Origin of the sequence: Thalassolituus marinus (assembly GCF_020320395.1) — a bacterium.
GTDB lineage: Bacteria > Pseudomonadota > Gammaproteobacteria > Pseudomonadales > Oceanobacteraceae > Venatoribacter > Venatoribacter marinus.
On record NZ_JAEDAH010000016.1, the window covers coordinates 1 to 26,320 of the forward strand.

The 26,320-nt window shown below is 51.6% G+C and carries 30 protein-coding genes; 18 read left to right on the top strand and 12 right to left on the bottom strand.

Annotation, left to right across the window (positions count from 1 at the left end; all coding sequences use genetic code 11):
- Positions 1-117: 117 nt before the first annotated feature.
- Together efpL and ahpF are read right to left on the bottom strand one after the other, a co-directional pair.
- Positions 118-684, bottom strand: coding sequence for an elongation factor P-like protein EfpL (gene efpL / locus I9W95_RS03545; protein WP_225671913.1), 567 nt, complete (start codon positions 682-684; stop codon positions 118-120).
- A 231-nt stretch (positions 685-915) separates the two neighbouring features.
- A complete protein-coding gene (ahpF, locus tag I9W95_RS03550) occupies positions 916-2,469 on the bottom strand; it encodes an alkyl hydroperoxide reductase subunit F (RefSeq protein ID WP_225671915.1) in 1,554 nt (517 codons plus the stop codon).
- A 513-nt stretch (positions 2,470-2,982) separates the two neighbouring features.
- On the opposite strand from ahpF, the gene I9W95_RS03555 reads away from it, so the two are divergent.
- A complete protein-coding gene (locus I9W95_RS03555; protein ID WP_225671917.1) occupies positions 2,983-3,501 on the top strand; it encodes an REP-associated tyrosine transposase in 519 nt (172 codons plus the stop codon).
- A gap of 682 nt (positions 3,502-4,183) precedes the next feature.
- Here I9W95_RS03555 and ahpC read toward each other — a convergent pair.
- Entirely contained in the window at positions 4,184-4,741 is a 558-nt protein-coding gene (gene ahpC, locus I9W95_RS03560; protein ID WP_225671919.1) for an alkyl hydroperoxide reductase subunit C, read from the bottom strand.
- Positions 4,742-5,172: 431 nt separating this feature from the next.
- Positions 5,173-5,382 carry a 50S ribosomal protein L31 gene (rpmE, locus tag I9W95_RS03565; protein WP_225671920.1) on the bottom strand — a complete coding sequence of 70 codons (210 nt, stop codon included), beginning with the start codon at positions 5,380-5,382 and terminating at the stop codon, positions 5,173-5,175.
- A gap of 160 nt (positions 5,383-5,542) precedes the next feature.
- Here rpmE and I9W95_RS03570 point away from each other — a divergent pair, with 160 nt between their 5' ends.
- The 4 genes from I9W95_RS03570 (at position 5,543) to I9W95_RS03585 (ending at position 9,494) form a co-directional block, all read left to right on the top strand.
- A complete protein-coding gene (locus I9W95_RS03570; protein WP_225671922.1) occupies positions 5,543-7,753 on the top strand; it encodes a primosomal protein N' in 2,211 nt (736 codons plus the stop codon).
- Positions 7,754-7,811: 58 nt separating this feature from the next.
- On the top strand, positions 7,812-8,630 hold the full coding sequence (locus I9W95_RS03575; RefSeq protein ID WP_225671925.1) for a chemotaxis protein CheW: 819 nt from the start codon (positions 7,812-7,814) through the stop codon (positions 8,628-8,630).
- Positions 8,627-9,124, top strand: a complete 498-nt coding sequence (locus I9W95_RS03580; protein ID WP_404818737.1) for a phosphatidylglycerophosphatase A family protein — start codon at positions 8,627-8,629, stop codon at positions 9,122-9,124. The genes I9W95_RS03575 and I9W95_RS03580 overlap by 4 nt, the downstream gene beginning before the upstream one ends.
- Before the next feature lie 115 nt (positions 9,125-9,239).
- Entirely contained in the window at positions 9,240-9,494 is a 255-nt protein-coding gene (locus I9W95_RS03585) for a hypothetical protein (RefSeq protein ID WP_225671927.1), read from the top strand.
- A 16-nt stretch (positions 9,495-9,510) separates the two neighbouring features.
- Here the strand turns inward: I9W95_RS03585 and I9W95_RS18580 are convergent, their stop codons facing one another.
- Positions 9,511-9,717: a phage integrase N-terminal SAM-like domain-containing protein gene (locus tag I9W95_RS18580; protein ID WP_404818739.1), complete on the bottom strand. Its 207-nt coding sequence runs from the start codon at positions 9,715-9,717 to the stop codon at positions 9,511-9,513.
- 339 nt (positions 9,718-10,056) lie between these two features.
- Here I9W95_RS18580 and I9W95_RS03595 point away from each other — a divergent pair, with 339 nt between their 5' ends.
- From I9W95_RS03595 to I9W95_RS03635, 9 genes are all read left to right on the top strand, one after another.
- Complete coding sequence (locus tag I9W95_RS03595; protein ID WP_225671929.1) at positions 10,057-10,803, top strand: sulfite exporter TauE/SafE family protein; 747 nt, start codon at positions 10,057-10,059, stop codon at positions 10,801-10,803.
- 158 nt (positions 10,804-10,961) lie between these two features.
- Positions 10,962-11,324: a cupin domain-containing protein gene (locus tag I9W95_RS03600; RefSeq protein ID WP_065761995.1), complete on the top strand. Its 363-nt coding sequence runs from the start codon at positions 10,962-10,964 to the stop codon at positions 11,322-11,324.
- A gap of 126 nt (positions 11,325-11,450) precedes the next feature.
- Complete coding sequence (locus I9W95_RS03605; protein ID WP_225671931.1) at positions 11,451-11,675, top strand: HTH-like domain-containing protein; 225 nt, start codon at positions 11,451-11,453, stop codon at positions 11,673-11,675.
- 681 nt (positions 11,676-12,356) lie between these two features.
- Complete coding sequence (locus I9W95_RS03610) at positions 12,357-12,638, top strand: hypothetical protein (RefSeq protein WP_225671933.1); 282 nt, start codon at positions 12,357-12,359, stop codon at positions 12,636-12,638.
- The gene (locus tag I9W95_RS03615) at positions 12,604-13,233 is read left to right on the top strand and encodes a GNAT family N-acetyltransferase (protein WP_225671935.1); all 630 of its coding nucleotides are present in this window, start codon (positions 12,604-12,606) and stop codon (positions 13,231-13,233) included. Before I9W95_RS03610 ends, I9W95_RS03615 begins: the two co-directional genes overlap by 35 nt.
- Before the next feature lie 17 nt (positions 13,234-13,250).
- Positions 13,251-13,688 carry a hypothetical protein gene (locus tag I9W95_RS03620; RefSeq protein WP_225671937.1) on the top strand — a complete coding sequence of 146 codons (438 nt, stop codon included), beginning with the start codon at positions 13,251-13,253 and terminating at the stop codon, positions 13,686-13,688.
- Positions 13,689-13,777: 89 nt separating this feature from the next.
- Positions 13,778-14,107 (top strand): hypothetical protein, encoded by a 330-nt coding sequence (locus tag I9W95_RS03625; protein ID WP_225671939.1) that lies wholly within the window; start codon positions 13,778-13,780, stop codon positions 14,105-14,107.
- Positions 14,100-14,480, top strand: a complete 381-nt coding sequence (locus I9W95_RS03630; protein ID WP_225671941.1) for a hypothetical protein — start codon at positions 14,100-14,102, stop codon at positions 14,478-14,480. The genes I9W95_RS03625 and I9W95_RS03630 overlap by 8 nt, the downstream gene beginning before the upstream one ends.
- 133 nt (positions 14,481-14,613) lie before the next feature.
- Positions 14,614-15,066: a hypothetical protein gene (locus I9W95_RS03635; protein WP_225671943.1), complete on the top strand. Its 453-nt coding sequence runs from the start codon at positions 14,614-14,616 to the stop codon at positions 15,064-15,066.
- A 151-nt stretch (positions 15,067-15,217) separates the two neighbouring features.
- Here I9W95_RS03635 and I9W95_RS03640 read toward each other — a convergent pair whose 3' ends face one another.
- Complete coding sequence (locus tag I9W95_RS03640; RefSeq protein ID WP_225671945.1) at positions 15,218-16,213, bottom strand: transposase; 996 nt, start codon at positions 16,211-16,213, stop codon at positions 15,218-15,220.
- A gap of 288 nt (positions 16,214-16,501) precedes the next feature.
- On the opposite strand from I9W95_RS03640, the gene I9W95_RS03645 reads away from it, so the two are divergent.
- From I9W95_RS03645 to I9W95_RS03655, 3 genes are all read left to right on the top strand, one after another.
- Positions 16,502-16,861 (top strand): hypothetical protein, encoded by a 360-nt coding sequence (locus I9W95_RS03645; protein ID WP_225671947.1) that lies wholly within the window; start codon positions 16,502-16,504, stop codon positions 16,859-16,861.
- Positions 16,862-17,083: 222 nt separating this feature from the next.
- A complete protein-coding gene (locus I9W95_RS03650; RefSeq protein ID WP_225671949.1) occupies positions 17,084-17,353 on the top strand; it encodes a hypothetical protein in 270 nt (89 codons plus the stop codon).
- Between the two features lie 133 nt (positions 17,354-17,486).
- The gene (locus I9W95_RS03655) at positions 17,487-17,915 is read left to right on the top strand and encodes a hypothetical protein (RefSeq protein WP_225671951.1); all 429 of its coding nucleotides are present in this window, start codon (positions 17,487-17,489) and stop codon (positions 17,913-17,915) included.
- 29 nt (positions 17,916-17,944) lie between these two features.
- Here the strand turns inward: I9W95_RS03655 and nudC are convergent, their stop codons facing one another.
- Genes nudC through I9W95_RS03675 form a run of 4 tightly spaced genes read right to left on the bottom strand, consistent with a single transcriptional unit; the run spans position 17,945 to position 22,362 of the window.
- Positions 17,945-18,766, bottom strand: coding sequence for an NAD(+) diphosphatase (gene nudC / locus I9W95_RS03660; protein WP_225671953.1), 822 nt, complete (start codon positions 18,764-18,766; stop codon positions 17,945-17,947).
- On the bottom strand, positions 18,763-19,584 hold the full coding sequence (locus tag I9W95_RS03665) for a mechanosensitive ion channel family protein (RefSeq protein WP_225671955.1): 822 nt from the start codon (positions 19,582-19,584) through the stop codon (positions 18,763-18,765). Before I9W95_RS03665 ends, nudC begins: the two co-directional genes overlap by 4 nt.
- Positions 19,577-21,637, bottom strand: coding sequence for an ATP-binding protein (locus I9W95_RS03670; protein WP_225671958.1), 2,061 nt, complete (start codon positions 21,635-21,637; stop codon positions 19,577-19,579). The genes I9W95_RS03665 and I9W95_RS03670 overlap by 8 nt, the downstream gene beginning before the upstream one ends.
- Positions 21,638-21,684: 47 nt before the next feature.
- The gene (locus I9W95_RS03675) at positions 21,685-22,362 is read right to left on the bottom strand and encodes a zinc metallopeptidase (protein WP_225671960.1); all 678 of its coding nucleotides are present in this window, start codon (positions 22,360-22,362) and stop codon (positions 21,685-21,687) included.
- Positions 22,363-22,586: 224 nt separating this feature from the next.
- Here I9W95_RS03675 and ribA point away from each other — a divergent pair, with 224 nt between their 5' ends.
- On the top strand, positions 22,587-23,231 hold the full coding sequence (gene ribA / locus I9W95_RS03680) for a GTP cyclohydrolase II (RefSeq protein ID WP_225671962.1): 645 nt from the start codon (positions 22,587-22,589) through the stop codon (positions 23,229-23,231).
- 66 nt (positions 23,232-23,297) lie between these two features.
- On the opposite strand, the gene I9W95_RS03685 is transcribed toward ribA, so the two are convergent.
- Complete coding sequence (locus tag I9W95_RS03685; RefSeq protein ID WP_225671964.1) at positions 23,298-24,653, bottom strand: HD domain-containing phosphohydrolase; 1,356 nt, start codon at positions 24,651-24,653, stop codon at positions 23,298-23,300.
- Positions 24,643-26,313 (bottom strand): sensor histidine kinase, encoded by a 1,671-nt coding sequence (locus tag I9W95_RS03690; protein WP_225671966.1) that lies wholly within the window; start codon positions 26,311-26,313, stop codon positions 24,643-24,645. Before I9W95_RS03690 ends, I9W95_RS03685 begins: the two co-directional genes overlap by 11 nt.
- Positions 26,314-26,320: the final 7 nt, after the last annotated feature.

Below are 26,320 nucleotides of genomic sequence, written 5' to 3' on the forward strand. Positions count from 1 at the left end.
GCGTTTCAGATTGAAAAACAGCAGCTGAGGAATGCTGCAGTTTGGAGTGACATCCAGTCACTCCAAACTGTGGGACAGCAGTGCGGCTGACGCCGGCTTTCCAGAATGGCAGCGGTATCAGGCGCGGCCAGTGAACTTGCACTCTTCAACGTTGATCTTCACGCGATCGCCGGTAGAGATATGTTCAGGCACCTGAATCACCAGACCAGTGGTCATGGTGGCAGGCTTGGTGCGAGAAGTTGCAGAAGAACCCTTCATAGACGGTGCTGTGTCGGTGATCACCAGCTCCACAGTGGATGGCAGATCGACACCAACAGCCGCTTCGTTCAGCACGATAGCCTGCAGACCCTGAGTATCGGTTTCGATAAAGGGTGCCTGCTCAGCGATGGTTTCTTTGTTCAGGCTGTAAGAGGTGTAATCCTCAGAGTCCATGAAGAAGTACTCATCGCCATCGATGTAAGACAGCGTTACCGGACGACGGATAACTTCAGCCAGCGTCAGCATTTCGCTGTCTTTGAATGATTCATCCAGCTTGGCACCAGTGACCACGTTGTACATACGCATGCGGTAGATGGAACCACCCGCGCGACCCTGCGGCACAGAACGCTCGATGTCCTTCACAAAATAAACAGCACCGTTGTATTCGATGGCAGCGTTCTTTTTGATTTCACTGGCCTTTGGCATACATGAACTCTCAATGTTGAAAAACGCGAGATTACTATATTCGCAGGCCGAAGCAAGCCTCCCGATAACGAGTTCTGGCTTGTTGCTGCAAAAAGAAAACCGGCCCGGGGCATTCATTGCCGCCGGGCCGGTTTGTTCCCATCCGGAGTGCCACACGACTGACATGGAGGGCCAGCCGTGCAGCACAAACGCGATAGCGCCGGGTGCTGCGGGATCGGGGTAAAACCTGACTCAGTTACGAATCAGGTAATCGAATGCGCCCAGTGCGGCAGTGGCACCTGAACCCATAGACACAATGATCTGCTTGTACGGTGCAGTCGTTACGTCACCGGCAGCAAATACACCAGCCATGCTGGTTTCACCGTGGCTATTCACCACGATTTCACCGCGGTTGGTCAGCTCCAGTGTGTCTTTCAGGAACTCACTGTTTGGCACCAGACCGATCTGAACGAAGATACCGGCAACGTCCACTACGTGGGTTTCGTCGGTCTTGCGGTCGGTGTATTTCAGACCAATCACTTTGCCGTTTTCACCCAGTACTTCAGTGGTCATCGCTTCTTTAATGATCTTAATGTTGGCAGTGGATTCTGCCTTCTTAACCAGCACCGCATCAGCGCGCAGGGTGTCACCAAATTCCAGTACGGTTACGTGCTCAACAATACCAGCCAGGTCGATGGCAGCTTCAATACCGGAGTTACCACCACCGATTACCGCAACAGGCTTGCCCTTGAACAGCGGGCCATCACAGTGAGGGCAGAAACACACGCCTTTCGCCTTGTATTCGCTCTCGCCTGGTACGTTCATTTCTCTCCAGCGCGCACCGGTCGCCAGGATTACCGTCTTACTTTTCAGGACTGCGCCGTTAGACAGTTCCACTTCTTTCATGCCATCGGCACCATCACGCAGAGCCACAACTTTCTGCGCTTTCATGATGTCCACGTCGTATTCTTTAACGTGTTCTTCCAGGTGCGCGACCAGCTTAGGGCCTTCGGTGTAAGGCACGGAGATAAAGTTCTCGATGCCAACGGTGTCAGACACCTGACCACCAAAACGCTCGGCGATCAGACCGGTACGGATACCTTTACGCGCAGCGTAAATGGCCGAGGAAGCACCAGCAGGACCACCGCCCACAACCAGCACATCGAAGGCTTCTTTTTCAGCCATCGCGGCTGCCGCTTTGGCATCCGCATCGTCGTCTACCAGGTTCAGAATGTCTGCCAGCGTCTGCTTACCGTTAGCCAGCAGTTCACCGTTCAGGTACAGCGACGGCACTGCCATAATTTCTTTTTCGGTCACTTCCTGTTGGAACACACCACCATCAATCATGGTGGCCGTCACATTCGGGTTCAGTGCGGCAATCAGGTTGATTGACTGCACAACGTCCGGACAGTTGTGGCACGACAGCGATACATACACTTCAAAGTTCAGTTCGCGGGTCAGACCTTTGGCCTGATCCTGCAGCGCCTGATCTTCCTTCGATGGGTGGCTACCCGCCTGCAGCAGCGCCAGCACCAGCGAGGTGAACTCGTGGCCCAGAGGAATACCAGCGAAGAATACGCGTGGAGCGTTGTCTTCTTTTGCAACTGCCATCACCGGCGCACGACCATTGATCGGCTCTTCCGTGATGGTCAGGGAGATCTTGTCATTCAGCTCAGCGATTTCAGTCGCCAGCTCTTCCAGTTCTTTAGCCTTTGGTGAACCGTCGGTGGCCACCAGCAGGGAAATAGGGTTACGCAGGTTGTTCAGGTATGCGCCCAGCTGTTGTTTCATAGTTGCATCAAGCATGATGGATTCCTTTTTGTGATCGGTTCAGCGCCAGACTTGAAGTTGCGCCGCTCAAATTCAAAGTACCTGATTATAGTAGCCAGATGATCTGAATAATTTAAATCAATCTTTTCTAACCAAGCGATAGGGAATAGCTAACAGATATTCTGGTGGGCAGTGCCCACCCTACGCAGCAGCGTATTTGGCTTCACCTGCAGGGTGCACATTACCCACCATCGACCAAGGCACCTGACTTCCCCCCGCAGGGTAGGCATTGCGCACCATCGACCAACGCACCTGACTTCCCCCTCAGGGTAGGCATTGCTCACCATTGACCAACGCACCTGACTTCCCCGCAGGGTAGGAATTGCTCACCATCGACCAACGCACCTGACTTCCCCCGTAGGGTGCGCATTGCGCACCTCTTGTAACTAAGATTGCCGACCGATTCATAACAGAACATAAGCAAGTACCATCATTGTAGGGTGCGCACCGCGCACCACTTTGTTCCAGATCATCACAGGGAGGTGATGCATGCCGGAGTACCGCCGCAGCCGTGTTTCAGGTGGAACCTATTTCTTCACGCTGGTCAGTGGTAGACGCCGCCCCATATTAACGGAGCAGCAAAGCAGATTGGCCTTGCGCTCTGCTATTGAAGAAATCAGAGAGTCGCTGCCATTTTCAATATCCGCCTGGGTTTTGCTGCCAGATCACCTGCACTGCATCTGGACACTTCCGGATGGAGATAGCGATTACTCAAAACGATGGGGAAAAATAAAAACCTGCTATTCACGCAGAATGGGAGCGCTCGGCATCAATAATCGCCACGAATCAGGCCTTTGGCAGCGCAGATTCTGGGAGCATCGGATTCGGGATCAGAACGACTTAAACAACCACATCAATTACATACACATTAATCCGTTGAAGCACGGCATCGTGACGGCCGTTAAGGACTGGCCTTACTCAACCTTTCATCGCTATGTTCGCGAAGGTATTTACCCACTAGACTGGGGAGGTGACGTCATCATTCCTGACATCAGTGCAGGGGAATAAATTTCTGGTGGGCATTGCCCACCCTACGCAATAGCGAATTTGGCTTCACCCGCAGGGTGCGCATTGCGCACCACACACAGAAACGGTTCACATAATCATCGGATATTGGTGGGCAGTGCCCACCCTACGCACCAGCGTATTTGGTTTAGCCCGCAGGGTGCGCATTGCGCACCACACACAGAAACGGTTCACATAATCACCGGATATTGGTGGGCAGTGCCCACCCTACTCAACAGCGTATTTGGTTTAGCCCGTAGGGTGCGCATTGCGCACCACGTACCGAAACGCTTCACATAATCACCGGATATTGGTGGGCAGTGCCCACCCTACGCAACAGCGTATTTGGTTTAGCCCGTAGGGTGCGCATTGCGCACCACGTACCGAAACGGTTCACATAATCACCGGATATTGGTGGGCAGTGCCCACCCTACGCAACAGCGTATTTGGTTTAGCCCGTAGGGTGCGCATTGCGCACCAGAAATAAAAAAGCCCCGATAAAATCGGGGCTTTTTTGTCTGGCCTAAAGAGCGTGATCCGCTCTCCGATAAGCCAGAGTGCTTACACAGGTTGTGGGATGAAATGCGCGGCGCGGTTTACGTGAGAGCCCGAGACATACCGTATTGGTAGGCGACGGGCCGAACGAAAACCGCAACAAAGCAGCTCGCCCACAAACGAAGTAAGCTTAGATTTTGCCAACCAGGTCCAGAGAAGGAGCCAGAGTCGCTTCGCCTTCTTTCCACTTAGCCGGGCAAACTTCACCTGGGTGAGCAGCAACGTACTGAGCAGCTTTCACTTTACGCAGCAGGTCGTCTGCGTCACGGCCGATGCCTTCAGCAGTGATTTCCATTGCCTGAATGATACCTTCTGGATCAACCAGGAAAGTAGCACGGTCTGCCAGGCCAACACCTTCGCGCATTACGCCGAAGTTGTTAGTGATGTTGCCGTTCTGGTCGCCCAGCATGTAGTAGTTGATCTTGCCGATAGTTTCGGAGCTATCGTGCCATGCTTTGTGACAGAAGTGAGTGTCAGTAGACACAGAGTAAACTTCTACGCCCAGTTTCTGCAGTTCTTCGTATTTATCAGCCAGGTCGCCCAGCTCAGTAGGACATACGAAAGTGAAGTCAGCTGGGTAGAAGAAGAAGATAGCCCACTTACCTTTTACGTCAGCGTCAGAAACTTCTACGAATTCGCCTTGTTTGAAAGCAGTAGCTTGAAACGGCTTGATTTCAGTATTGATCATGGTATCGCTCCATTGATTGCTTGAATGAGTGATTAGGAAACAGGGACCATACTAGGGGCTTATGATGCCTCTGTTAAATTGAAGTTCTTAAAGATAGGAATAGGTTTTACCTATAAAAGGTTTGAGATGCAATAGAGATGGTTTCGCAGGAAGGCCTGTGGTCGAGTTTGAGGCTTCTGACGCCTGACGCCTGACGCCTGACGCCTGACGCCTGACGCCTGACGCCTGACGCCTGATGCCCGACTTCCGACTTCCGACTTCAGACTTCAGACTTCAGACTTCCGACTTCCGACTTCCGACTTCCGACTTCCGACTTCCGACTTCCGACTTCCGACTTCCGACTTCCGACTTCCGGCTTCCGGCTTCCAACATCAAACAGCAAACATAAAAAAACCCGCACTCGGCGGGTTTTTTTCGAACGGTTCGGGCTATTACTTCTTGAAAGCACCGAAACGCTTGTTGAAGCGGTCGATACGGCCACCGGTATCAACAACTTTCTGCTTACCAGTGTAGAACGGGTGGCAAGCGGAGCACACGTCCAGGTAGATAGCGCCTGGCTTAGTGGATTTGGTCTTGATTACGTTGCCGCAGGAGCAGGTTGCTTCCAGCTCAGCGTATTCTGGATGAATACCTTGTTTCATGGGGTCACCTCATGGTCTTCACGCCGCTGCCTGAGGGACATCCGCAGGTACCGCGCTACTGGATTAACAAAAAACCGGGAAACTCAATGCATCCCGCACCCTTGCATGGGCAATAAGGACGCGCATAATACCAGAGCCGACCCACGCAGCAAGTCTTTTCATGTCCTTTTTTGTTGTTGAAACCGCTCTGCCACTGCCCTTACGCCGCGTATTTGACTATTTACCGCTGGCTGATGAGCCCGAATCCGCCTACCGGCCCGGTCAGCGCGTACGCGTTGAATTTGGCCGCCAGCTGCTTATGGGCATCGTTACCGGTACCCGTCAGCACAGCGAGGTGCCGCAGAATAAGTTACGTCCGCTGCTCGAACGGCTGGACGACGAACCGCTGATTGACGACAACGGCCTGGCGCTGTGCCGCTGGCTGGCAGACTACTACCACCACAGTCTGGGCGAAGTGCTGGAGCATATGATTCCCACCATGCTACGCCGCGGCTGCGCACTGAGCGAAGCCGATGAGCTGGTGTGGCAGGCAACCGGCAATGAACCCGCCAGCCCACTGCGTGGTGCCAAACAGCAGGCCTTGCTGCAACTCTTCAGTGACCAGCCACGCTGGCCGCACAGCGCCCTGACTGCTCAGGGCTTCAGTCTGGCGCAGCTGCGCCGTCTGCAGGATGCCGGTGTTATCAGTGAAAGCCAGCAACTGCCACTGCCGCCGCTGATGCTGGAACGTCAGCAGTTTCATACCCTGAACCCACAGCAACAGAGCGCACTGAAAACACTGAGCGCTGAGCTGGGTCACTTCCGCGCCTGCCTGCTGGAAGGCGTTACCGGTTCGGGTAAAACCGAGGTGTACCTGCGCCTAATAGAAGAAGCCATTCAGCAGGGTAAACAGGCACTGGTGCTGGTACCGGAAATTGGCTTAACACCACAAACCGTGCGCCGCTTTCAGGCACGCTTTTCGGTGCCGGTGGCGTTACTGCACTCCGGCCTGAATGATCGCGAACGTCTGCAAGGCTGGCGTCAGGCACGGGAAGGCGGCGCACGCATTCTGATCGGCACCCGTTCGGCAGTGTTTACCCCCTTGCCCGATCTGGGCCTGATCATCATCGACGAAGAACACGATGGTTCGTTCAAACAACAGGACGGCCTGCGCTATTCCGCGCGCGATTTTGCCTTAGTACGCGCCCACAAAGCCGGCGTACCGATTGTGCTGGGCTCGGCCACACCATCACTGGAAACCCTGCATAACGCCCTCAGCGGCAAGTACCTGCACGTCAAACTGACCCAGCGCGCCGGTAACGCCCGCCCGCCAGGCATGAAACTGCACAGCATTCTGCATCAGTCGTTAACCGCCGGTTTCGCTCAGCCGGTGCTGGCCAAAATGCAGCAGCATCTGGATAACAATAAACAGGTGCTGGTGTTTATTAACCGCCGTGGTTTTGCGCCGCTCCTGGCCTGTCGCGACTGCGGCTGGATGGCCGAGTGCCGCCGCTGCGATGCACGCATGACCCTGCACCGTATGCCACCGCACCTGCACTGCCATCACTGTGATTTCCAGCAGGGTATTCCCGCCATCTGCCCGCAATGTGGCGGCTCCCACGTGGAGGGTATAGGACAGGGGACCGAGCGTATTGAAGAACAACTGGCCGGACTGTTTCCCGCCACCACCATCCGCCGCGTCGACCGTGACACCGTGCGCAATAAGCAGGCGTTTGATGAGCTGTACGACGACATCCACGATGACGGCTCATGCATTCTGGTCGGCACCCAGATGCTGGCCAAAGGTCACCACTTTCCCGATGTGACCATGGTGGTGATTCTCGACGCCGATGCCGGACTGTTCAGTTCCGACTTCCGCGGCATGGAGCACAGCGCCCAGCTTATCTGCCAGGTGGCAGGCCGCGCCGGGCGTGAAGACTCCCCCGGCGAGGTGTGGATTCAGACCCTGTACGCCGATCACCCGCAACTGAACCTGCTGCTCGACAGCGGCTACCATGCGCTGGCGCTGTCACTGCTGCAGGAACGCCAGCACCAGATTCTGCCGCCCTACAGCCATATGGCATTGCTGCGCAGCGAATGCGAAGACCGCATCCAGGCTCAGCAACTGCTGCAGGAAGCCCGCGCATTTATGCAGAACTGGCTGCACCAGCAGCACCCCAACAGTCGCCAGGCGCCGGTCACCTTACTCGGGCCCTTCCCTGCCATTATGGAACGCCGCGCCGGTCGCTTCCGTTTCCAGCTGCAACTGTATGCCAACGAGCGCAAGGCACTGCACCAGCTGGCGCATGTGCTGGTGCAGTTTCTGGAAAGCCATAAAGGCCTGCATAAAGTGCGCTGGAATCTGGATATCGACCCCATCGACACCCTTTAAGCCCCGGATGCGGAATGCTCTTCTATACTGAAAGCTCCTGATTCTGAATGGGTGTCGCATGGATTACCTCAGCTTCCGTCACCAGCAGCAGCATTTCGCCCTGCCCATCGACTGCGTGCGCTTTATCGCCGCCGAAAATGCACTGACACCAACCAATGTCGCTACCGGCAACAGTCAGACATTCGACATGGTGGATTACGACGGCCAGGCCTGTGTGATTCTGTCGCTGGCGCGTCTGCTCAATCAGCCATCCGAGCGCACCAAAAACCGCAACCTCATTCAGCTGCTGCAGGAGCGTGAGCAGGATCACCTCAACTGGCTCAACGCGCTGCGTGAATCCCTGCAGAGAAACACCCCGTTTGATAAACAGCGCGACCCCGACCTGTGCGCCTTTGGCAGCTGGTACAAAAGCTACAAAGCCGATGACCCGCAACTGGCACACCTGCTAAGTCGCTTTGACCAACCCCACCGCCGCCTGCATGCGCTGGCCGGTGAACTGCTGACTCTGCGCGATGAAGAGCAGCAGGAAGAAGCACTGCATATTCTGCACGAACACGAACACTCCACCCTTGCCCGTCTGCTGGCGCTGTTTCACGAAGCACGCGACCTGGTGGCCAATAAAACCCGCCCCACGGTAATTATGGTGCAGGTAAAAGAAGGGCAGATTATCGGCCTTAAAGTCGACGACGTAGGCGAAGTATTCAGCTGCGGTCAGGGTCAGGAAGACACCATGACTGATTACCTGCCACACTTTGGCCGGCGCTGGCTGAAAGGCATTGCGATTGCCGGCAGCGAAGTCACCATCATGGAAATTAATCCGGCCCGGCTGTTATCATCCGCTTCCGCACCCATTGCCGAAGCGCTGGAAACACCGTGAGTAAACTGCCAAAACCCGATTTAAAAAATCCGATTCACCTGCTCGCCTTTGGCCTTGGTTCCGGCACGGCTGCCAAAGCACCCGGCACCTTCGGCACCCTCGCTGCCCTGCCTTTCTGGTGGTTTTTATTACAGGGCGTACCCACCCTGCCGTATATCGGCGTACTGATCGCCGGCTTCGCACTGGGCGTAGTGTTATGCGAAATCACCTCGCGTGATCTTGGTGTGCACGACCACGGCGGCATTGTATGGGATGAATGGATTGGCGTATGGATTACCCTGTTGTGGCTGCCAAACAGCGGCGAACTGATGACCGACCTCGGCTGGTTGCTGTATGGCTTTGTACTGTTCCGCTTTTTCGACATTCTCAAACCCTGGCCAATTAAATGGCTGGACGCCAAAGTCCATGGTGGTTTCGGCATTATGATTGACGACGTCATCGCCGGTATATTCGGCTGGCTCGTCCTGCAAGGGACGGTTCTGGCACTGGGTTGATCGGCGCAGCGACTATTCTGCAAAGAAAAACCCGATACACTCCCAGCGTTATTGTTTTAAGCAATGGCGCGCCAGATACCGACAATCCGCGGAAGCAAGGAGGCTACCGTAAACCATGAAATTCTTTCTGATCTACGCCGCAGGACTGGCGACATCGCTGTACATCATGGACATCCATTCGGACAACGTTGTGTTCAATCTGCTCGCCCCCATCGGCATTGCAGTATTTGCCTTTCTGATGCTCGCCTGGCTGGCAGCCAAGAGTGCTTCCGCTTCCGGCAGATCCGCCAGCGGCGATAGTACGCCGTTCTTTGGCGATAGCGGCGGCGATGGTTGTGGCGGTGGTGGCGGTGGCGGCGGAGACTGCTGACCGATTCGCAAGCCAGCTATCTGCCAGACCTTCCCCGTCGAAACCAGTACCTCATAACCTCATCAGAGCCCATATCCCGAGGGCGGCGATGATTGTTGTAGTGACTAAAACTTCTGATCCAGTAGATATATGTTTTCTCTGTACGCAGGCTCATTCCTCTGAGCCTGATTAATGCACATACTTCATTGAGAAATGGACTGCTTCCTATACCGATCTTTCTTATGAAAAAACACTGTACGCATAATCAGTATATTTCGGTAGTTTGGAAAATCAGTGCGCGTTTACATGACATCAGACTTGCGCCGTGGCTCGCTTTGCAATCCATCAGCAAGGAATAAGACATATAAATCAGTAAGTTATGATGGACTGAGGCGTGATAACAGGCCAAATGTAAAGACGACGCAGGTGTGTAAACGCGCACGCATACTTTCACACTGGCAAAAGGCGTCGCCTCAGGAACTTTTCATAGTGGTGACAGGGAGTTATGCTCGAAACATCGAAAGGAAGCGGAGCGTCAAAATGCGCACGCTCACGAATAAACTGTTAGGCTATAAGGTAAAGTATGCACTTTGATTTAGAAAGCTTAATTCTTGCAGGTTTATTATTATTTGCTGCTCTGCTTTACTCTTCCGTGGGTCATGGGGGCGCATCAGGTTATCTTGCCGCAATGGCTTTGGTTAATGTTTCACCAGAAATCATGAAGCCCACTGCATTAACCCTAAATATAATTGTTGCCTTAATCGCGACTTATAAATTCTATCGTGTCGGCTCATTCTCTTGGAAAATATTTTTACCTCTTGCCGTATCTGCAATACCGTTAGCATATATTGGCGGCACTCTTTCTTTGCCAGCAAATATCTATAAACCAGTTGTTGGTATTGTTCTTATTTACGCGGCATGGCGTTCTTTTAACACAGCAAGTAACGCATCAAACTATAATGTGCAAGAACCATCAATCGTTTTCTTATTATTTGGTGGCGCCTCACTAGGGTTCTTATCTGGGCTTACTGGTGTGGGTGGCGGGATTTTTCTTAGCCCACTTTTGTTGTTTCTCCGTTGGGCGCCAATTAAAGTAATTTCTGGTGTAGCTTCTGCATTTATCTTAGTTAATTCCATTGCAGGTCTTCTAGGTGTAATGTCAGTATCAACCACATTTCATTCGGCACTACCTCTGTGGGGAGTAATGGTACTAGTAGGGGGGTATCTAGGTGCTGAGTACGGTAGTAAACGTTTAGGTAACCCAACCATTCAGCGTCTGCTGGCATTAGTTCTTGTCGTCGCCGGCGCCAAAATGATAGCTACAGCCTAACAAGTGCATCTTGCCGGATTTGGGTAAACTGTCACCCGTTTTGCAAAAAAACGCAAAACAGTCGCCAATTCACCCAAACCGCAAATGCAGGCGTTAGAACGTCCAGGCGCAGTTGCGTTTTTAGTACGTGTCCAATCAGTTTTAAATGAGGTGTGAACATGAAAGCAGAAACGGAATCGCGGATTTTTTCGGTGGATGAATATGTCCGTCCGTCTAACGGCGAACCGATTCGTTCGGTTGTTCTGGAAACCAACGACTCCGTCATTGTTGTTTGGCACGCCCACCCTGGGCAGGAAATAGCTGCCCATGTCCATCCTCACGGCCAAGATACTTGGACGGTTATCTCAGGAGAAGCCGAGTACTATCAAGGTGACGGCGTAGCCACTCATATTAAAGCTGGAGATATTGCCATCGCAAAACCTGGGCAAGTACATGGTGCAATGAACTCTGGCCCAGAACCTTTTATATTTGTCTCAGTGGTTGCGCCGGCCAATGCCGGTTTTGCGTTGGCTGAAAAATAAACAGCCACATATGAGTGCCAAGTTACTACGTTCTAACAATCGGCTGCACGGCGACCGGTTTTCCGCTGCTTCGCAGCTACAAACCGGCGCGTGAGCCGGGCGTTAAAAGCCTCAAGGAGGTTCCAAGTGGATGAGAAAGATTTATCTGACAAATTGAAAGAAATGTATTTCAATTCAAAGAAAGGTGAAACTGCGACAATGGTTCACCTATTTGGTGTGAAATATGCCAAAGAAATTTCAGAGTGTGATTGCTCTCCAAAAGAAATTGCAAGGCTAGCAGGCATTCCTGAAACCTATGGTACAGAGATCAACAAAGGTCGTAATTTATCACGATATGTGGTTGTAAAATAACTTAACGCTGAGTGTATTTAGGCTGATAGGGGAGATAGGCCAAGGTTCGATTCCTTGGGCGTTTGTTGGCTCCGTAGCCCTTATTTTTGTGCTTATTCGGTACGTAAGTATCCAACTGGTTCTATCAACCACGGCAGACAACGATGAGGAGGTGTCTATGGTAAAAACATTAAAAGCTCGTGCTCGTATTCTTTTCAGTTCAGTGTTCGAAACAACCTGGGCTACTGGAGTCGGCTACGCTGCTGGTCACCTATCGACCTAAGTGCATTCGGCATTTAACAAGTTGCAGCACTTTAGCCGCTATGCGGCTCGGACCTCAATAAGCTACGCTTATTTCGTCCGGTGTGCAAAGCGTTGTACGGATTAGAGGACGTTCAAGGTGCTGTGGGAAAATATTTTATGGTTTCCATTTAGACTGACCTGGAATCTCATAGTCACCGCATTGATCATCGGCGGATTCGTCTTATGGTTTGGATTCCTATTTGGATCAGTCGTTGCCGTAGTGCTTGTTCTGATATTTGCACCGCACTTGTTCCTTCTTCCAATGATTCTAGGAAAGATGTATACGAAGATATGGGATTAAATTTGAAACCGTACAACAAGCCGCTCAAAGGCGCTTCGGCCACAAAAAGCGTGGCCTTCACTAGGACTCGCTTCGCTCTCCCTTTAGCGGAGCGTTAAATGTCTATGATCTACGAATACGATTGCAAAGAGGTTCTTTCCAGGCTCAAAGGCCCACTAAAAGAAATTCTCGATGCTGAAATAGCTGCGGGTAACGAGATCTTAGAAATATCAAGCAAGTGGCCAATGCCCGAAGTAAATGTGTGGTTTAAGAACCCACTCACAGATAAGTATGAAAAAGCATATCCGTCTCTTCAATACAGCTTTCTAGGGGACCCCAAGAATTGGCTAGAAGAGTACGTAGACGATGTTAATGGAGCAATGGTGGCGGCAAAATGCTAGTCCAACATTTAACAAGCGGCTGTTGTTTGCCGCTGAAATACGCGGCGGGACGCGCAAAAGACGCGCGCCACAAAGCCGGGCGTTATGCCATCCTTGGAATAAAGTAATGTCTATAGTCGAAATATCAGAAAAGTCATGGCAAGGAATCCTTAAGGTGCAAGAGGAAGCATATACAGGAGTTCCACCAGAGGAAGTCGATGTACTTAAAAGCAAATGGAAAGCATCGCCTGAAACCTGCTTTGTGTTTCAATCCAGCAGCAATGAGATTTTAGGGTACTTGCTCGCTCACCCTTGGAATTCCGATGAGCCACCTAAATTATTTGAAGAGCTTCCTCGTAAGTCTGCTGGTGATACCTTATATCTTCACGATTTGGCGGTAAGTAATAATGCAAGGGAGTCAGGTATTGGGAAGCAACTGTCAAGTAAGCTCATAGAAGTAGCTAAATTGAGGCAATTCAATCGTGTACTTCTTGTCGCCGTTCAAGGATCAGGGGGTTATTGGTCCAAGTTTGGCTTCCGAGAGGTTCATAATGCATCTATTTGTTCAAGCTACGGCACAAATGCCAAGCTAATGTCGCTCAATGTTCAGGCATAACAAGCACAAGCACGCGGATGTCAAAAGCTACGCGCCTTTGTGTATTTGCTGCGCAAATTTTAGCACAAAGCCGCTCCGCTTTTGCCACCGGTGTTGCGGGCGTTAGGTTGCATATGAAATTAGTTGTCAAATTCGTCAGAGCAATGATTGATTTGCGGTTAAAGGTTTTCAATCTAGCCATAATTCAAGATATTGAGACAAAGACATTTAATACGATAATGGAAGAGCAGTTAGATACAGGCTGGAAGAAAGCCTATGTGTATGATGGTATCGATGCTTGGATAGATTATGGAAGGCTAATTTTAAAAAAGCGTGGTAGAAAATTAAAATTTGAGTGGGATAACTGGGATGAAGGTGTTTTAGTTGGACCAGCTTCATTACTAGAAAAAATTGCTAAAAAGCATGGTCTAACCGTGAGGCGAAAGGTTAAGTGGCCTGTACTTCCTACAACCTAACAAACTAAGTCAGTTCGCCAGCGAACTGGCAGGACAAATTAACGCGCTGCGAGCTAAAAACAAATTTGCCTCTGCTTAGGGGCGTTAGGTTGCAAATGAATCCAAGTCCTAGAGAATTTAACGAAGCTCTTGAAGAATATATTGTGACCTTCCCGAATCATTCTCGTCTTATCGAATATTTGGTAAAAAGATATGATGTTGAGACTCAAAAAATTATAGAGAGCGAGTTGTCGGCGGCTGTCAAAACAACCGAAGATTACTTGTGGTCTCAGTCATCTGGAGTTGAATGGTCCGAGGTTTTTGAGCTGAAATTATTTAATCATGTAAAATCAAGCCATTCTTGGCTTGAAGCTAGCGGGTTTTCACGATTGCTTAGTTTTTCAAAATGGCTATGTTGGCATGAAGGTTTAAATGCGTAAAAACAACCTAACAAGCAAAGGCAGTATCGCCCCTTCGGGGCTGGACCTCGCTACGCTCGGCCGCTGCTTTGGGCGTTACGCGTCAATCGCTCAGGGGGGCGCTGTGAGCACATATGAAGAAGAAATAGGAATTCTGCTAAAGGAAATGAAATACGAGCAAGCTTACTCCGTAGGAAAGGCGACCCTGGACCGAGAGCCAAATAACTCGGCGGTAGTAGAATCTCTAAAAAAGGTTTCAGCGGCACTCAGGTCACAATGTATGGATATGGCATGCAGAAAACAAGATTGCACTCCAGCATACTTCGAGTTAGAAGACCTATTACGCAAAGTAAATGAACTTACCAAACAAGACATGTATGGTCGTCAAGTATAAAACACATAACAAGCGCATATTGATCAGCCGCTTCGCTGCTTAGACCTCTCTTGGGGTGTCTCAATCGAAAAACAATTAACACTGTCTTTCAGTACGCCACACGTGCTGCACACAGAAACAGGAAAACAGGACAATGAAAAATTCACCTGCTTTATTAATCAGCGACTGGATTGGCCTCGGACTTGGTACTCTGTGCGGGCTCATTCAGGGCATACTGTTCTTTCACAGCGAGCTAAGCCATAGCGCTGCGATGCAAAGCCCATGGCCGGGTGTGGCATTCGGTTTAATCGCACCAGCAATGCTGGCACTGCTATCACGCGGTGTGACCATGCCCATGCAGAGTATCCATCTGGCGCTGGGAAAATATGTGAATACGTTATTTTTTGCTATTGCCGCGCTGATCAGCGCAGGGATTTCTGCGCTGGCTTACTATTTTATTGTCGGTGTTACGCACGGAGGCTTGGATGCTCCGGCATTTTTTATCGCCGCTGGTATCGGTTTTATTTTTGCGTATCTGATTAACCCCGCACTGGCATTTGGTACAAAAAGGACAGCCATGTTAGAAAGAGCTACTTCAACACTCTAAATGGCGCGTCCAAAAAAACTGATGGTGATCGGTTTCGTTAAGATTCAGCAAGATAATAAAAACGGCTTATATAAAAAGGCTGATGTGTGAATGCCGGGTAAGCAAAAGCACCAGATGATCTGGTTATGTGAAGTTAAACGATATTGATGGGCTAGCCGAAGGCTGTTTTGCAGCGATTTAATCCTGGCGGCCTTTGGTAGTTCAGTCGCTCGCAGATAGAGCGTAGTTTGACTTCATTACCAGCGAACGTGCCGAAGCTCTTTTCAAAGTGCTGGGTCATGGCTAACCAGCGTTCTTCGTCCAGGCCAAGTCGGTCGAGAATTTTTGCTGAGCGTTCTGGTATAGAGCCTCGTTTATCATCCCGAATGATGCGCCCTGTTGCATCCACCAGCTCAAGGTAGTCCGTAAGTTTCATAGCAATGCCTTTGGGCATGTTCTGACGCGGGTTTCCGGCAAACGGCAGCAGCTCTTTTGGCTGTTGGTAAAGATGGTTGGGGGCTTGTACTGCTTTCGCTTTGTCTGCTCTGGCTTTAATTGAAGTGTGTTCCGATGCTTCCGGTGTTTTTGCCATTCTTGCCCGAACCGGATTTAAATCGACATATGCCATACAGGCAGCCAGTGCTGCTTCGTCCAGCAGCGCCTGAGATTTAAATCGACCTTCCCAGAAGCGCCCGGTGCAGTCATCTTCCTGATTGGCTTCCCGGGCAATCGACTCGTTCAGCACCCGCATAAACCAGCTAATGTCAGTGAGCCGCGAGCGCCATTCCGTGATGTATATATGCAAGCGGGCAAGATCAGCTTTAGTCAGTTCATCACCGCGTATAAAGCGCTGAGACAGAAGGTTGCCTTTGAATAATGAATGCCAGCGCTCTATGACATCCTCATCAGTCCATCTTTTGCTTGCTTCAGCATCCACATACAGCACCACATGGTAGTGGTTACTCATAATGGCGTAGGCGGCAATCTGAATAGCGAAAATATGAGGAAGTTCTAAGAGCCTATTCTCAAGCCAGCCGCGACGATGTTCGTAGCATTCCCCGGTCGATGAATCCGTGCCGCACAAAAATGCCCGGCGTACACAGCGTGAAACGCAGTGGTAATAAGGTGTTTCTTCGATGGATACTTGCTGCTCTCTGGGCTTAGGCATAATCCGGCTCTGACTGATGGCTGAACCTTCAGGTTAGTTAGCATCCAGAGATTGCTCAATCGGAAGAATGTGTTAGCGAGGGTGTCTCAATAATGTTTGTCCACGAAAGTGGTAGCAGATCAAGCGCGGTTTATGTGAGCGTTAGCACTCTATAGAGATCGATGATGATACCAAGTAAGTCACAAACTGTGTTAGCGTGGGTGTCCTGACCGTAGATTTTTTTCGGTTTAACGCTAGGCGACCGAAAAAGAATCCACTACTAAACTGATTGCTTAATTAGGGGATAGTATGAAAAAACGGAAAAGCATTTTCACAATATCTACAATATTATCCTCTCTAGGTTTGATCATGTCAGGTGGGCTGGCTCTCGAAATATTTCACTATGTTATTTCAGGTGAATACAAATTCGGAAAACTGGGTTATTCGTTATTGGTTCTGGTGGTAATTCCTTTAGCGTGGTTTTTTTATTTCGATATTGCTTTTAAGTGGGTCGAAAACAAGCCAGTGCCATTGAAGGTTAAGGTGTTTGGTTCCATATGTGGCATTGCAGCGGTAATTCTTACCGCTGGATTTGGGGTGTTACTTTGCTTTCCTGCAATCTTGTTAATGCTATATATATTTGTCTCCGGAGAGGAAGTAAATACCTAGCAAGAGCATACCGTCCCCCCGCTTGGGTGGGGTGCGACGAGTTCAACCAAAAATAAAACGGACGGCCACTTCAGTACACCAAGTGCCGTGTCCAAAAATAGCTAACAATGCCATTATGGAAGGACGCAAAAAGCTTGGCTGCGCTCCTTCGTCGCTACTCTTAGCCAAGCTTTATTGCGCCTCATATGGCGGCGTTACGCGTCAATCGCTCAGGGGGGCGCTGTGAGCACATATGAAGAAGAAATAGGAATTCTGCTAAAGGAAATGAAATACGAGCAAGCTTACTCCGTAGGAAAGGCGACCCTGGACCGAGAGCCAAATAACTCGGCGGTAGTAGAATCTCTAAAAAAGGTTTCAGCGGCACTCAGATCACAATGTATGGATATGGCATGCAGAAAACAAGATTGCGCTCCGGCATACTTCGAGTTAGAAGACCTATTGCGCAAAGTAAATGAACTTACCAAACAAAATATGTATGGTCGACAAGTATAAGACACATAACAAGCGCATATTGATCAGCCGCTTCGCTGCTTAGACCTCTCTTGGGGTGTCTCAATCGAAAAACAATTAACACTGTCTTTCAGTACGCCACACGTGCTGCACACAGAAACAGGAAAACAGGACAATGAAAAATTCACCTGCTTTATTAATCAGCGACTGGATTGGCCTCGGACTTGGTACTCTGTGCGGGCTCATTCAGGGCATACTGTTCTTTCACAGCGAGCTAAGCCATAGCGCTGCGATGCAAAGCCCATGGCCGGGTGTGGCATTCGGTTTAATCGCACCAGCAATGCTGGCACTGCTATCACGCGGTGTGACCATGCCCATGCAGAGCATCCATCTGGCGCTGGGAAAATATGTGAATACGTTATTTTTTGGCATTGCCGCGCTGATCAGCGCAGGGATTTCTGCGCTGGCTTACTATTTTATTGTCGGTGTTACGCACGGAGGCTTGGATGCTCCGGCATTTTTTATCGCCGCTGGTATCGGTTTTATTTTTGCGTATCTGATTAACCCCGCACTGGCATTTCGCCCGACCGGTGAGCCATCTTAAACTCAGAGGCTGGGGCAGAGCTGGCCCGGCTAACAATCGCGAATCAGCGTTACCGCCGCATCAATCAGTTTGCGCGCTACCGTCTGGGATGCTGGCAGTAAGGGTAAATCATCAATATCAAACCAGTCGGCGCTGTTGAGCTCGGTGGTGTCGATATTCAGCTCGCCACTGTCGTATTCGCATAAATAGCCAAGCATTAACTGATGCGGAAACGGCCATGCCTGTGACACCAGATACTGCGGATTTTTTACCTGTATTCCGGCTTCTTCGAATATTTCCCGCGCCAGTGCTTCTTCCGCACTTTCGCCAGCCTCGATAAACCCGGCTAAACAGGAGTACATAGCGGTGCGATGGCGGTTGGAGTTGGCCAGCAGTAGCTGGCGGCCTTTGCGCACCACAGCAATCACACAGGGCGATATTTTAGGATAGGAGCGGTACTGGCAGGATGGGCACAGCAGCGCCCGATCGTTGGCAATGGTGACTAACCCGGTGCCACAGCGTGAGCAGTAATTCTGGGTGCTGCGCCAGTATTTAAGCTGTGCCGCGGCATTAACCACACGGAAATCCTGTTCGCGGCTGTTCATCAGGTAATCACGCAGACTGATGGTCTGCCAGCCGTCCTGCGCCTGTGTCAGTTCAGCAATACGCAGCGTTTCGCCATCCACAGTACCCAGCACCATTTCCAGCGTGCGCTCCCCTGCCAGGGTTTCCTTGCTCCACGGCACGTCACTGTCGGGCTGATCGATCAGCCTTTGCGGCAGCAGCAGTTGCTCGCCCACAAAGTACAGGGTCAGAGTGTCTTCGCTGTCCTGCCCCGCTTCAATGGCAGGATGATATTCAAACTCAATCACAGGCTACCACCCGGTTGCGGTCGGGCAATACCATGTTTGGCCAGCAATGCGGTACCACGCTTTACAATATCGGACTGAAATGTTTTTTCGTAACGTACATCCAACACGTAGGCTTTAACCCGTAAGCGGATCGCCAGCATACGGGCGACCTCTACTTCTTCCAGTGTAAAATTAACCGGCTTTTTCAGATATGCATAACGGCTGGTAACGACCACTTCTTCAATTAACGCCTGAGCTTTATTGATATCAGCAGCCAGAGCCAGGTGAAAGTCGGTGACGACCATCATGTCCAGCTCACCGGCATTGCCTGACGCGACGACATCGGTAATAAAACGTGAGTTAGGTATGGTTACCAGATTGTCATCCAGAGTATTCATGCGCACCGTACGCAAGCCAATCGATACAATCTCGCCGTAGGTATCGCCAAACACGACACGGTCTCCAACCCGGAAGGGACGGTCAAAGAGCAGCAGAATGCCGGCAACCAGCGAAGCTGCAATATCTTTCAGGGCAAAACCGAGCGCAACAGCAACAGAACCGGCGGCGGCATACAGTAGTTCTTTCGGCGGTTGCAGTACGGCAATGACCAGTCCGACAGAACCGAAAATATACAAGCCGAAACTCAGCAGTGTGGATATCTGCAAAATAAGAAAGCGCCGTGCGGGTATTTTTTCCATCAGACGCTGGCTTACGGTGCTTAATCCCTGTGCCAGCGCCCACAGTAAAAAGCCACCCAAAATCAGCAGCAGGATTGCATACAGATTAAAAATACCTGCAATGCTCAGCAGGCCATCAACTAATCCATTGGTGTCATTCATTGAGCATGTTCATCCTGTTCAGCGTGCTGGTAACAGTGTAGTACCACAGCGCGGTGATGCTGTAGCGGCCGTCGTTGCCTTTCTCGATAACATCGTCCTCCTGTGCCGACTTCAGAGCATAACGAACGACATTTTCTGCCATGTCAGTTACCCGCATAATTTCTGCGGTTGAGAGACGGCCATGGGTTACCAGTGCGGCATACACAAACATATTATTGGCGCTCGATTTTTCAATGCGCGCACTGGCCGGCAGACGTGGAATTCTTACCGTTGCCACATTGCGTAACGTGGATACCGATTCTTTCCACAGTTTAAGTGCTGTCACCGGGTTGCCGCGACAGGCATCCCAGAGCAAACTGAAATAGCGCTGTTCTGCGTTGCGTACGGTTTGTGTTGCCTGTGAACGGGTATCAATGAGAACCTCATCGTATAGCAGCCGGTAACCGCTTTTCTGATTTCTGGACAGAATCAGTGAGCGAATGTCTGACTGGCTCCAGCGTTTTGCCCGAATGACATTTTTAATCTGGTAGTCCCGACCAAATACATTACACAGATATGCCCAGCTCTGATTGTTAATGACAATAACCCAGAAGACATTCTGCAGCTGCGCATTGGTTAACGACAGCAGGCTGCGCCAGCCATCAAATGCCCCCACCTCGGCCAGAAACAGGTTTTCAGCGTCGTTAATAATAATCAGCGTTGGTGATAAATGTTTATCGGCTTCAACCAGTGCTGCCGGACCTCCTGCCAGGTTCTCATTGAGGGCCTCGCCAAGGAGCTGATACAACGCATCGGCCGAGATAGTTTTCGCTGGTACATCAATGAGCCGGATCTGCGTTTCACTCTTTTCACTGGTTAATGTGTTAGCAAAGCGGCGCGCTGCAGAATTTTTGCCGATACCCGGTTCCCCACAGATCAGCAATACATTTTCATTACTGCGTTCTTCATCCCAGAGGTCAAAGTTTTTGCGTATTGCGGCACTCAGTCCGGTGTCGATAATCGGGTATTCCCATTCGCCGTCGTCACTGAACCAGTGCAGGTAATCATCATCGATACGCTCTGAGACATCATCATCCGCTTCGTTTTCCGCGTTCTGGTTCTTCATGCGGAACCAGCGGGCATTCAGCTTCTGGAACCAGGAAAATTCCGCCAACAGCTGGCTGACAAATGCCTTGATAAACAACAGCAGGTTGAATGGTATCCACAGAGGCAAAGTGATTGTCATGAGCTTACCGTGACCGACTTTTTCGATCAGTGGATCCATGCTTTGCGGCAGCAGACGTTTCAGATTCAGGATCAGCTCTTCGCGGTAGAAATACAGCAGGCGACAGATCACCAGCCAGCTGAACAGCCAGACAATAGCGCCAACCAACTGGCCGATCACCGACTGGGTGAACAGATAGCTGGTCAGGGCGATCAACACCCAGGGCAGCAGCAGCCATGAAGTTGAAGATCGGGTACGCAATTCCAGTAAGGAGGTACTTTCGGCATTCATGTAATTACCGGCACCCTGACAAATGCTCTGCAGAAACCATTCACTGGCCAGTTTCAGCAGTACGTATAGAACATACACCTGAAACAGGATGAGCAGCGCACCGCCCAGCCCCATTTGCTGCTTATCCGGCGCTGGCACCAGTGTACTGAGCCACAACAGCATCCCCCAGGGCAGCAGCGGAGTGACACCAGACGCCAGCCTGGCCATGGCTCTTGCGCCCTGATGACGTAAGCCGCTGCTGACGATCTGGTTATGCCAGTGAATGATGCCATTCACCAGATAGCGCGCCAGAAATTTGGTCAGCCAGCGTAGTGGAAAAATCAACAGCAGTGGCAGGCCGGAGTGCATAACAACCTGCCACAACCCGCTGTTGTCACTGCCGTGCAGCAGGGCGTGCCAGGCTGAGGAGACATTGAGCAACGCCGCCAACAGGGCATCCCCCTCCTGTTGCAGATGCTGGAGCCAGTGCAGCACCGGTAAACTGTCGGCGGCCATGACCACCGACACGGAAGCAAGAAACAGCAGTGTGACCTGCAGCAGGCCATATCCTTTTGACATCAAATCAGATTCCTTCGGGTTCGTGGGCACAGAGCCACGTTGTCGTCTCAGCGGCGCAGGTAACGCAACCAGCGGCCAATATTCAGCAGGCTCATTAACGACGCTGCCACGTAGGTCATGGCGGCGGCCAGCAGAATGCTGCGTGCGGCGCGCATGTCTTTTGGCTGCAGGTATTCACCATCACGCAGCAGTGGTAACGCTTTGCCGAAGCTGGCATCCCACTCTACCGGCAGGGTGATCAGATGCACCAGCGTCCCCAGCAGCATGGCTCCCACCGCCACCACCAGCGCCAGTCGTGAAAAGCCCGGCGATACCCCGGCCAGCAAAGGGGCCAGCAGCAGCGCCGCCGGTGCGATGCGTTGCATCCACATGGCCAGTACGGCGAATACCGTGCGCGCCTGGAACATGCCTTCGCGCCGCGCATGCTGCAGCGCATGCCCTACCTCGTGTGCCGCGACCACGACAGCCGTCAGGCTTTTGCCTTCGAATTTGTCGCGGGTCAGGCGCACAGCGCGGCTGCCCGGGTCGTAGTGATCGCCCGCCTCCGTGGCTTCGACCTGTACGTTTTCCAGACCCATTTTGCTCAGCAGATGGCGCGCCATATCGCCACCAGTACCGGGGAAATCCTTGCGCAGACCGCTGTGGCGTTTCAGTACATGCTGTACCCAGATGCCGGGCAGCAGCAGTATTGCCAGTAGCAGCAGTCCCAGCAGTAGCCAGATCATTGTTGTCCTGTCCTGTACTCTGTGTTGTTGATATCTATTCTACTGATGCCAGTGCGGCCGGGGAAAGCGCCGTTTCATGCGGGCCGTGGCGCACAGCAGTGCTGAAAGCCCGGCGCTGACCAGCAAAACCGTCATATCTGACCGCTCTGCTGGCGTTATCGGATTAGGCAGGGCTGGCCATCGCTGCTAGAATACGCGCCCTGTTTGATCCCGGAGTACTCCCATTGAGTATTAACTACATCGCCTCATCCAAACTGCCGACGCCGTTCGGTGTGTTTACTATGCATGGTTTTGAGGACAGTGAAACCGGTAAGGAACATGTTGCTCTGACCATGGGTGATGTCGCCAGCGGAGAGCCTGTTCTGGCCCGCGCGCATTCCGAATGTCTGACCGGCGATGCGTTATTCAGCATGCGCTGTGACTGTGGTTATCAGCTGGAAGAAGCACTGCGTTCGGTATCCGAAGCCGGTCGTGGCGTGGTGCTGTATCTGCGCCAGGAAGGTCGCGGCATTGGCCTGCTGAACAAGATTCGTGCATACAATCTGCAGGACCAGGGTGCCGATACGGTTGAAGCTAACGAACGTCTGGGCTTTGGTGCCGACATGCGTGATTACAGCATGTGTCAGCCAATGCTGGGCCATCTGGGCATCAGCGCAATTCGCCTGATGACCAATAACCCGCGCAAGGTGAAAGCCCTGTCAGAGGCTGGCGTTACCGTTGCCGAGCGTGTGCCGCTGCAGGTTGGCCGCAACCCGCATAACGATGGTTACCTGAAAACCAAAGCCGCAAAACTGGGTCACTATCTGCCGCTGGACACCCAGGCCGATACGTTACCAACCCATCAGGATGACGAGCCGGAAGGCGCCTGATACCTGATCTGCGTGCATAAAAAAACAGCCTCTTGCGAGGCTGTTTTTGTTTGTGGCGGGTATCTTTTATTCAGGCTGACTGTCGGGCTCAGCCGTGTTTTCGCGACGAATGTGCAACTTGATTTCGTGCCCCTCAAACTGCAGCTGCATGGCCAGTAATTTATCCACATGACGCTGAGTCAGCTGAGTGCCCTGCGACAACAGCACCACCCCAGCCGGACTGATCAGGTTATCCACCAGCACCATGCCAACCCGTGCTTCCTGAATAGGGATGCGTTCAAAATTTGATACCACGCCTTCGGTGTACTCTTTCAGTACATCCATAAAGATATCGACCAGCTCCCGGTCGTAGCGTTGTCCGGATAGTTTCAGCAGATACGCTCTGGCTGCATCCGGTTCCAGTGCTTCACCGAGAAAGTTGTGTTCACGCTGGCTGTCGACGTAATCACAGACGATGCGCAGAATACGCGCTTCTTTCGGGATGGCGTCACCGGCCAGCTTATCGGGGAAGCCTTTGCCGTTATACAGCTCCATATGCGAGCGGATAATATTGGACGCATTCTGCAGCGGCTCGAGCAGCATCAGCGTTGTCTGACCGTGAATCGGAAAATGCGCGTATTCCTGTTTTTCCACCATGCTCATTTGCGACACGGCTTTATCCAGAACGGCATCCGGCAGCGGTACCTTACCGATATTGCGCAACAGTGCGGCGTAATACACATCCTGAATCTGCTGTCCCTCAAGGCCGGCAAATTCAGCAAATTCTTTGGCCAGCCGCGCCAGTTTTTCCGAACTTCCTTCTTCTTCGCCATTCCTGCGCTCCATGATGCCCACCAGAATATGCACCATGCTGTTAAATTCCTGACGCAGAGTGCGGTAGGCATCCTGCAATTTGGCTTCGGCCTCACCCACCTGGTCGGATTTTTCCTGATACTTTTCCTGCAGCTGACGATTAAGTCGTTCCAGCTCTTCGTTCTGAGTAACGATATGCGCATTGAGCTTCTGATTCGCATCTTTTAAATCACGGGTTTCAATCGCTTCAACGATTAATGCGCGCAGCATATCGTTGTCCCACGGCTTAGCAACGTAGCGGTAAATATTGCCTTCGTTTATAGCCTTAATCGCAGACTCAAGATCGGAGTAGCCTGTCAGCAATATGCGAATCATCTGCGGGTATAGTTCAAAGCAGTTTTTTAACAGCTCTGCACCGTTCATTCCCGGCATCCGCATATCAGAAATAATGACGTCGAAGCGTTCGTTTTGCAGCTGTTCCAGTGCTGCGGCACCACTTGTATGAGTGACCACATCGTACTGGCGGTGAAACAGCCTGCGCAGTGCCTGCAGCACTGATTCTTCATCGTCCACTATTAACAGGCGCCCATGTTTTTCACGGGCCATTTCTGAATAACCATCACTCAGCATGAGAATCTCCTGCAGAAACGTCTGACGTACCCAGCGGCAACCAAACGGTGAAACAGGTTCCTTTGCCCTTTTCTGTTGCCAGTTCTATACGCCCCTGATGGGCTTCAATTAACTGATAACACAGCGCCAGCCCCATGCCGGTGCCCTGACCTTCATCTTTGGTGGTAAAGAAAGGTTCAAATACCTTGCTGGCGGTTTCTTCGTCCATGCCGGGGCCGTTATCACAGATCGACATTTCCAGCTGCTGATCGTGCACCACCTGACGCAATGTAATTTCTCCGCCCTTATCACTGCCGATGGCCTGTATCGAATTCACCAGCATGTTCAGAACGACCTGACCAATCTGCGATGGGTTGCAATGTACTGGCGGCAGCGCCTGCAATTCGGTAATCAGCTGGATGTTGCCCTTCAGCCGGCTGCGGGCAATATTGAATACGCTTTCCAGCTCGCGGTTCAGGTCACAGGCACGCATACCGTCGTTTGCTCCACGACTGAGCTTGCGCATGTCCTGGATGATTCTGGCCACCCGTTCAATGCCTTCAGAGGCATCGTGGATGCGTTCTGGTGCCGAACCAAGTGCGTCTGGCACATCTAGCGACTGATAAGCCTTTAACAGCGCCTGGTAGGCTTCTGAGTCTTTATCCAGTAAGTCGGTGGCTTTATCCACTTGCTGAATAAACTCAGTCAGTACCGACAGGTCTTCCTTAAGTGTGGATAAATTGCTCAGGCTGTACGCCACCGGGTTGTTAATTTCATGGGCAATACCCGCCGATATTTCTCCCAGCGCTGCCAGACGCTCCGACAATTCCATACGGATACGGGCTTTTTCCAGATCATCGTTCAGGCCTTTTACCTGTTCCGACGCTTTTTTCAGCATGCGTGAACGAGCCTGATTCTGTTGCTTCTGTCGTTGCAGATCCAGGCTGGTACGCTCCAGTACCTTTTGCAGGTTGCGCCCACGAAAATACTGACGCCACAGCCACAGCAACAGAATGGCTTCCGGAATCGACACCATGGCCGCCACCAGAATTGCCAGCGTGTACTGGTTAAACAGTTCAAGAATCTCATTGTGGCTGAGATACAGGCTGAACTCGGGAATCAGGAAATCGTTGAACAGAGTCATGGACTGCATGTCGCCATCGTCCAGCTGAGGCAACGCATTTCCACGCCAGGTAACGGTAAACGGCAGTAACCCCAGACCAAGGTCTTCCGTGGTCTGATGAATCCAGTTCTGCATATCAATGCGCAGCGCCAGGCGCTGATTGGAATAGCGGGAATACAGATCCAGCAACAGCCCGGCTTTGTCGTGCGTATCCAACGGCACGGCTACCGAGGACGACAGCTCTTCCAGACTAACGCTGACCTGCCAGTCACCTGGCTGACGCAGCTCGTCCAGCGATGGGCCTGCCTCAAGAAAATTAGATAACGGGGATCTTTGCTGCAGTGTGAGCAGCATATGGGTGCCGCCGTCCCGTTCAATAGAGGTACGGGCATCGGCAAGCAGCGCGTAATACTCGCGCATCGTGCGGCTGTACACACGCTCCAGCAGATGATTGCTGATCGCCAGCACACGGCTGTTCTCATAACGGAACACGCCGTCGTATACCACCGCTGCGGTGGCAATCACCAGTAACAGAATGACTGCGAGATAACGTCTCAAGCCTACC

Coding starts and splice junctions, on each gene's coding strand:
- I9W95_RS03645 (WP_225671947.1), top strand. CDS start 16,502: ATGAAAAAACGGAAAAGCATTTTCACAATATCTACAATATTATCCTCT.
- I9W95_RS03685 (WP_225671964.1), bottom strand. CDS start 24,653: ATGCTGAGTGATGGTTATTCAGAAATGGCCCGTGAAAAACATGGGCGC.
- I9W95_RS03575 (WP_225671925.1), top strand. CDS start 7,812: ATGGATTACCTCAGCTTCCGTCACCAGCAGCAGCATTTCGCCCTGCCC.
- I9W95_RS03555 (WP_225671917.1), top strand. CDS start 2,983: ATGCCGGAGTACCGCCGCAGCCGTGTTTCAGGTGGAACCTATTTCTTC.
- I9W95_RS03570 (WP_225671922.1), top strand. CDS start 5,543: ATGTCCTTTTTTGTTGTTGAAACCGCTCTGCCACTGCCCTTACGCCGC.
- I9W95_RS03585 (WP_225671927.1), top strand. CDS start 9,240: ATGAAATTCTTTCTGATCTACGCCGCAGGACTGGCGACATCGCTGTAC.
- I9W95_RS03620 (WP_225671937.1), top strand. CDS start 13,251: ATGTCAAAAGCTACGCGCCTTTGTGTATTTGCTGCGCAAATTTTAGCA.
- efpL (WP_225671913.1), bottom strand. CDS start 684: ATGCCAAAGGCCAGTGAAATCAAAAAGAACGCTGCCATCGAATACAAC.
- I9W95_RS03640 (WP_225671945.1), bottom strand. CDS start 16,213: ATGCCTAAGCCCAGAGAGCAGCAAGTATCCATCGAAGAAACACCTTAT.
- I9W95_RS03630 (WP_225671941.1), top strand. CDS start 14,100: ATGCGTAAAAACAACCTAACAAGCAAAGGCAGTATCGCCCCTTCGGGG.
- I9W95_RS03600 (WP_065761995.1), top strand. CDS start 10,962: ATGAAAGCAGAAACGGAATCGCGGATTTTTTCGGTGGATGAATATGTC.
- I9W95_RS03655 (WP_225671951.1), top strand. CDS start 17,487: ATGAAAAATTCACCTGCTTTATTAATCAGCGACTGGATTGGCCTCGGA.
- rpmE (WP_225671920.1), bottom strand. CDS start 5,382: ATGAAACAAGGTATTCATCCAGAATACGCTGAGCTGGAAGCAACCTGC.
- I9W95_RS03610 (WP_225671933.1), top strand. CDS start 12,357: ATGTCTATGATCTACGAATACGATTGCAAAGAGGTTCTTTCCAGGCTC.
- I9W95_RS03615 (WP_225671935.1), top strand. CDS start 12,604: ATGTTAATGGAGCAATGGTGGCGGCAAAATGCTAGTCCAACATTTAAC.
- I9W95_RS03665 (WP_225671955.1), bottom strand. CDS start 19,584: ATGAATGACACCAATGGATTAGTTGATGGCCTGCTGAGCATTGCAGGT.
- I9W95_RS03675 (WP_225671960.1), bottom strand. CDS start 22,362: ATGATCTGGCTACTGCTGGGACTGCTGCTACTGGCAATACTGCTGCTG.
- I9W95_RS03670 (WP_225671958.1), bottom strand. CDS start 21,637: ATGTCAAAAGGATATGGCCTGCTGCAGGTCACACTGCTGTTTCTTGCT.
- ahpC (WP_225671919.1), bottom strand. CDS start 4,741: ATGATCAATACTGAAATCAAGCCGTTTCAAGCTACTGCTTTCAAACAA.
- ahpF (WP_225671915.1), bottom strand. CDS start 2,469: ATGCTTGATGCAACTATGAAACAACAGCTGGGCGCATACCTGAACAAC.
- I9W95_RS03635 (WP_225671943.1), top strand. CDS start 14,614: ATGAAAAATTCACCTGCTTTATTAATCAGCGACTGGATTGGCCTCGGA.
- I9W95_RS03595 (WP_225671929.1), top strand. CDS start 10,057: ATGCACTTTGATTTAGAAAGCTTAATTCTTGCAGGTTTATTATTATTT.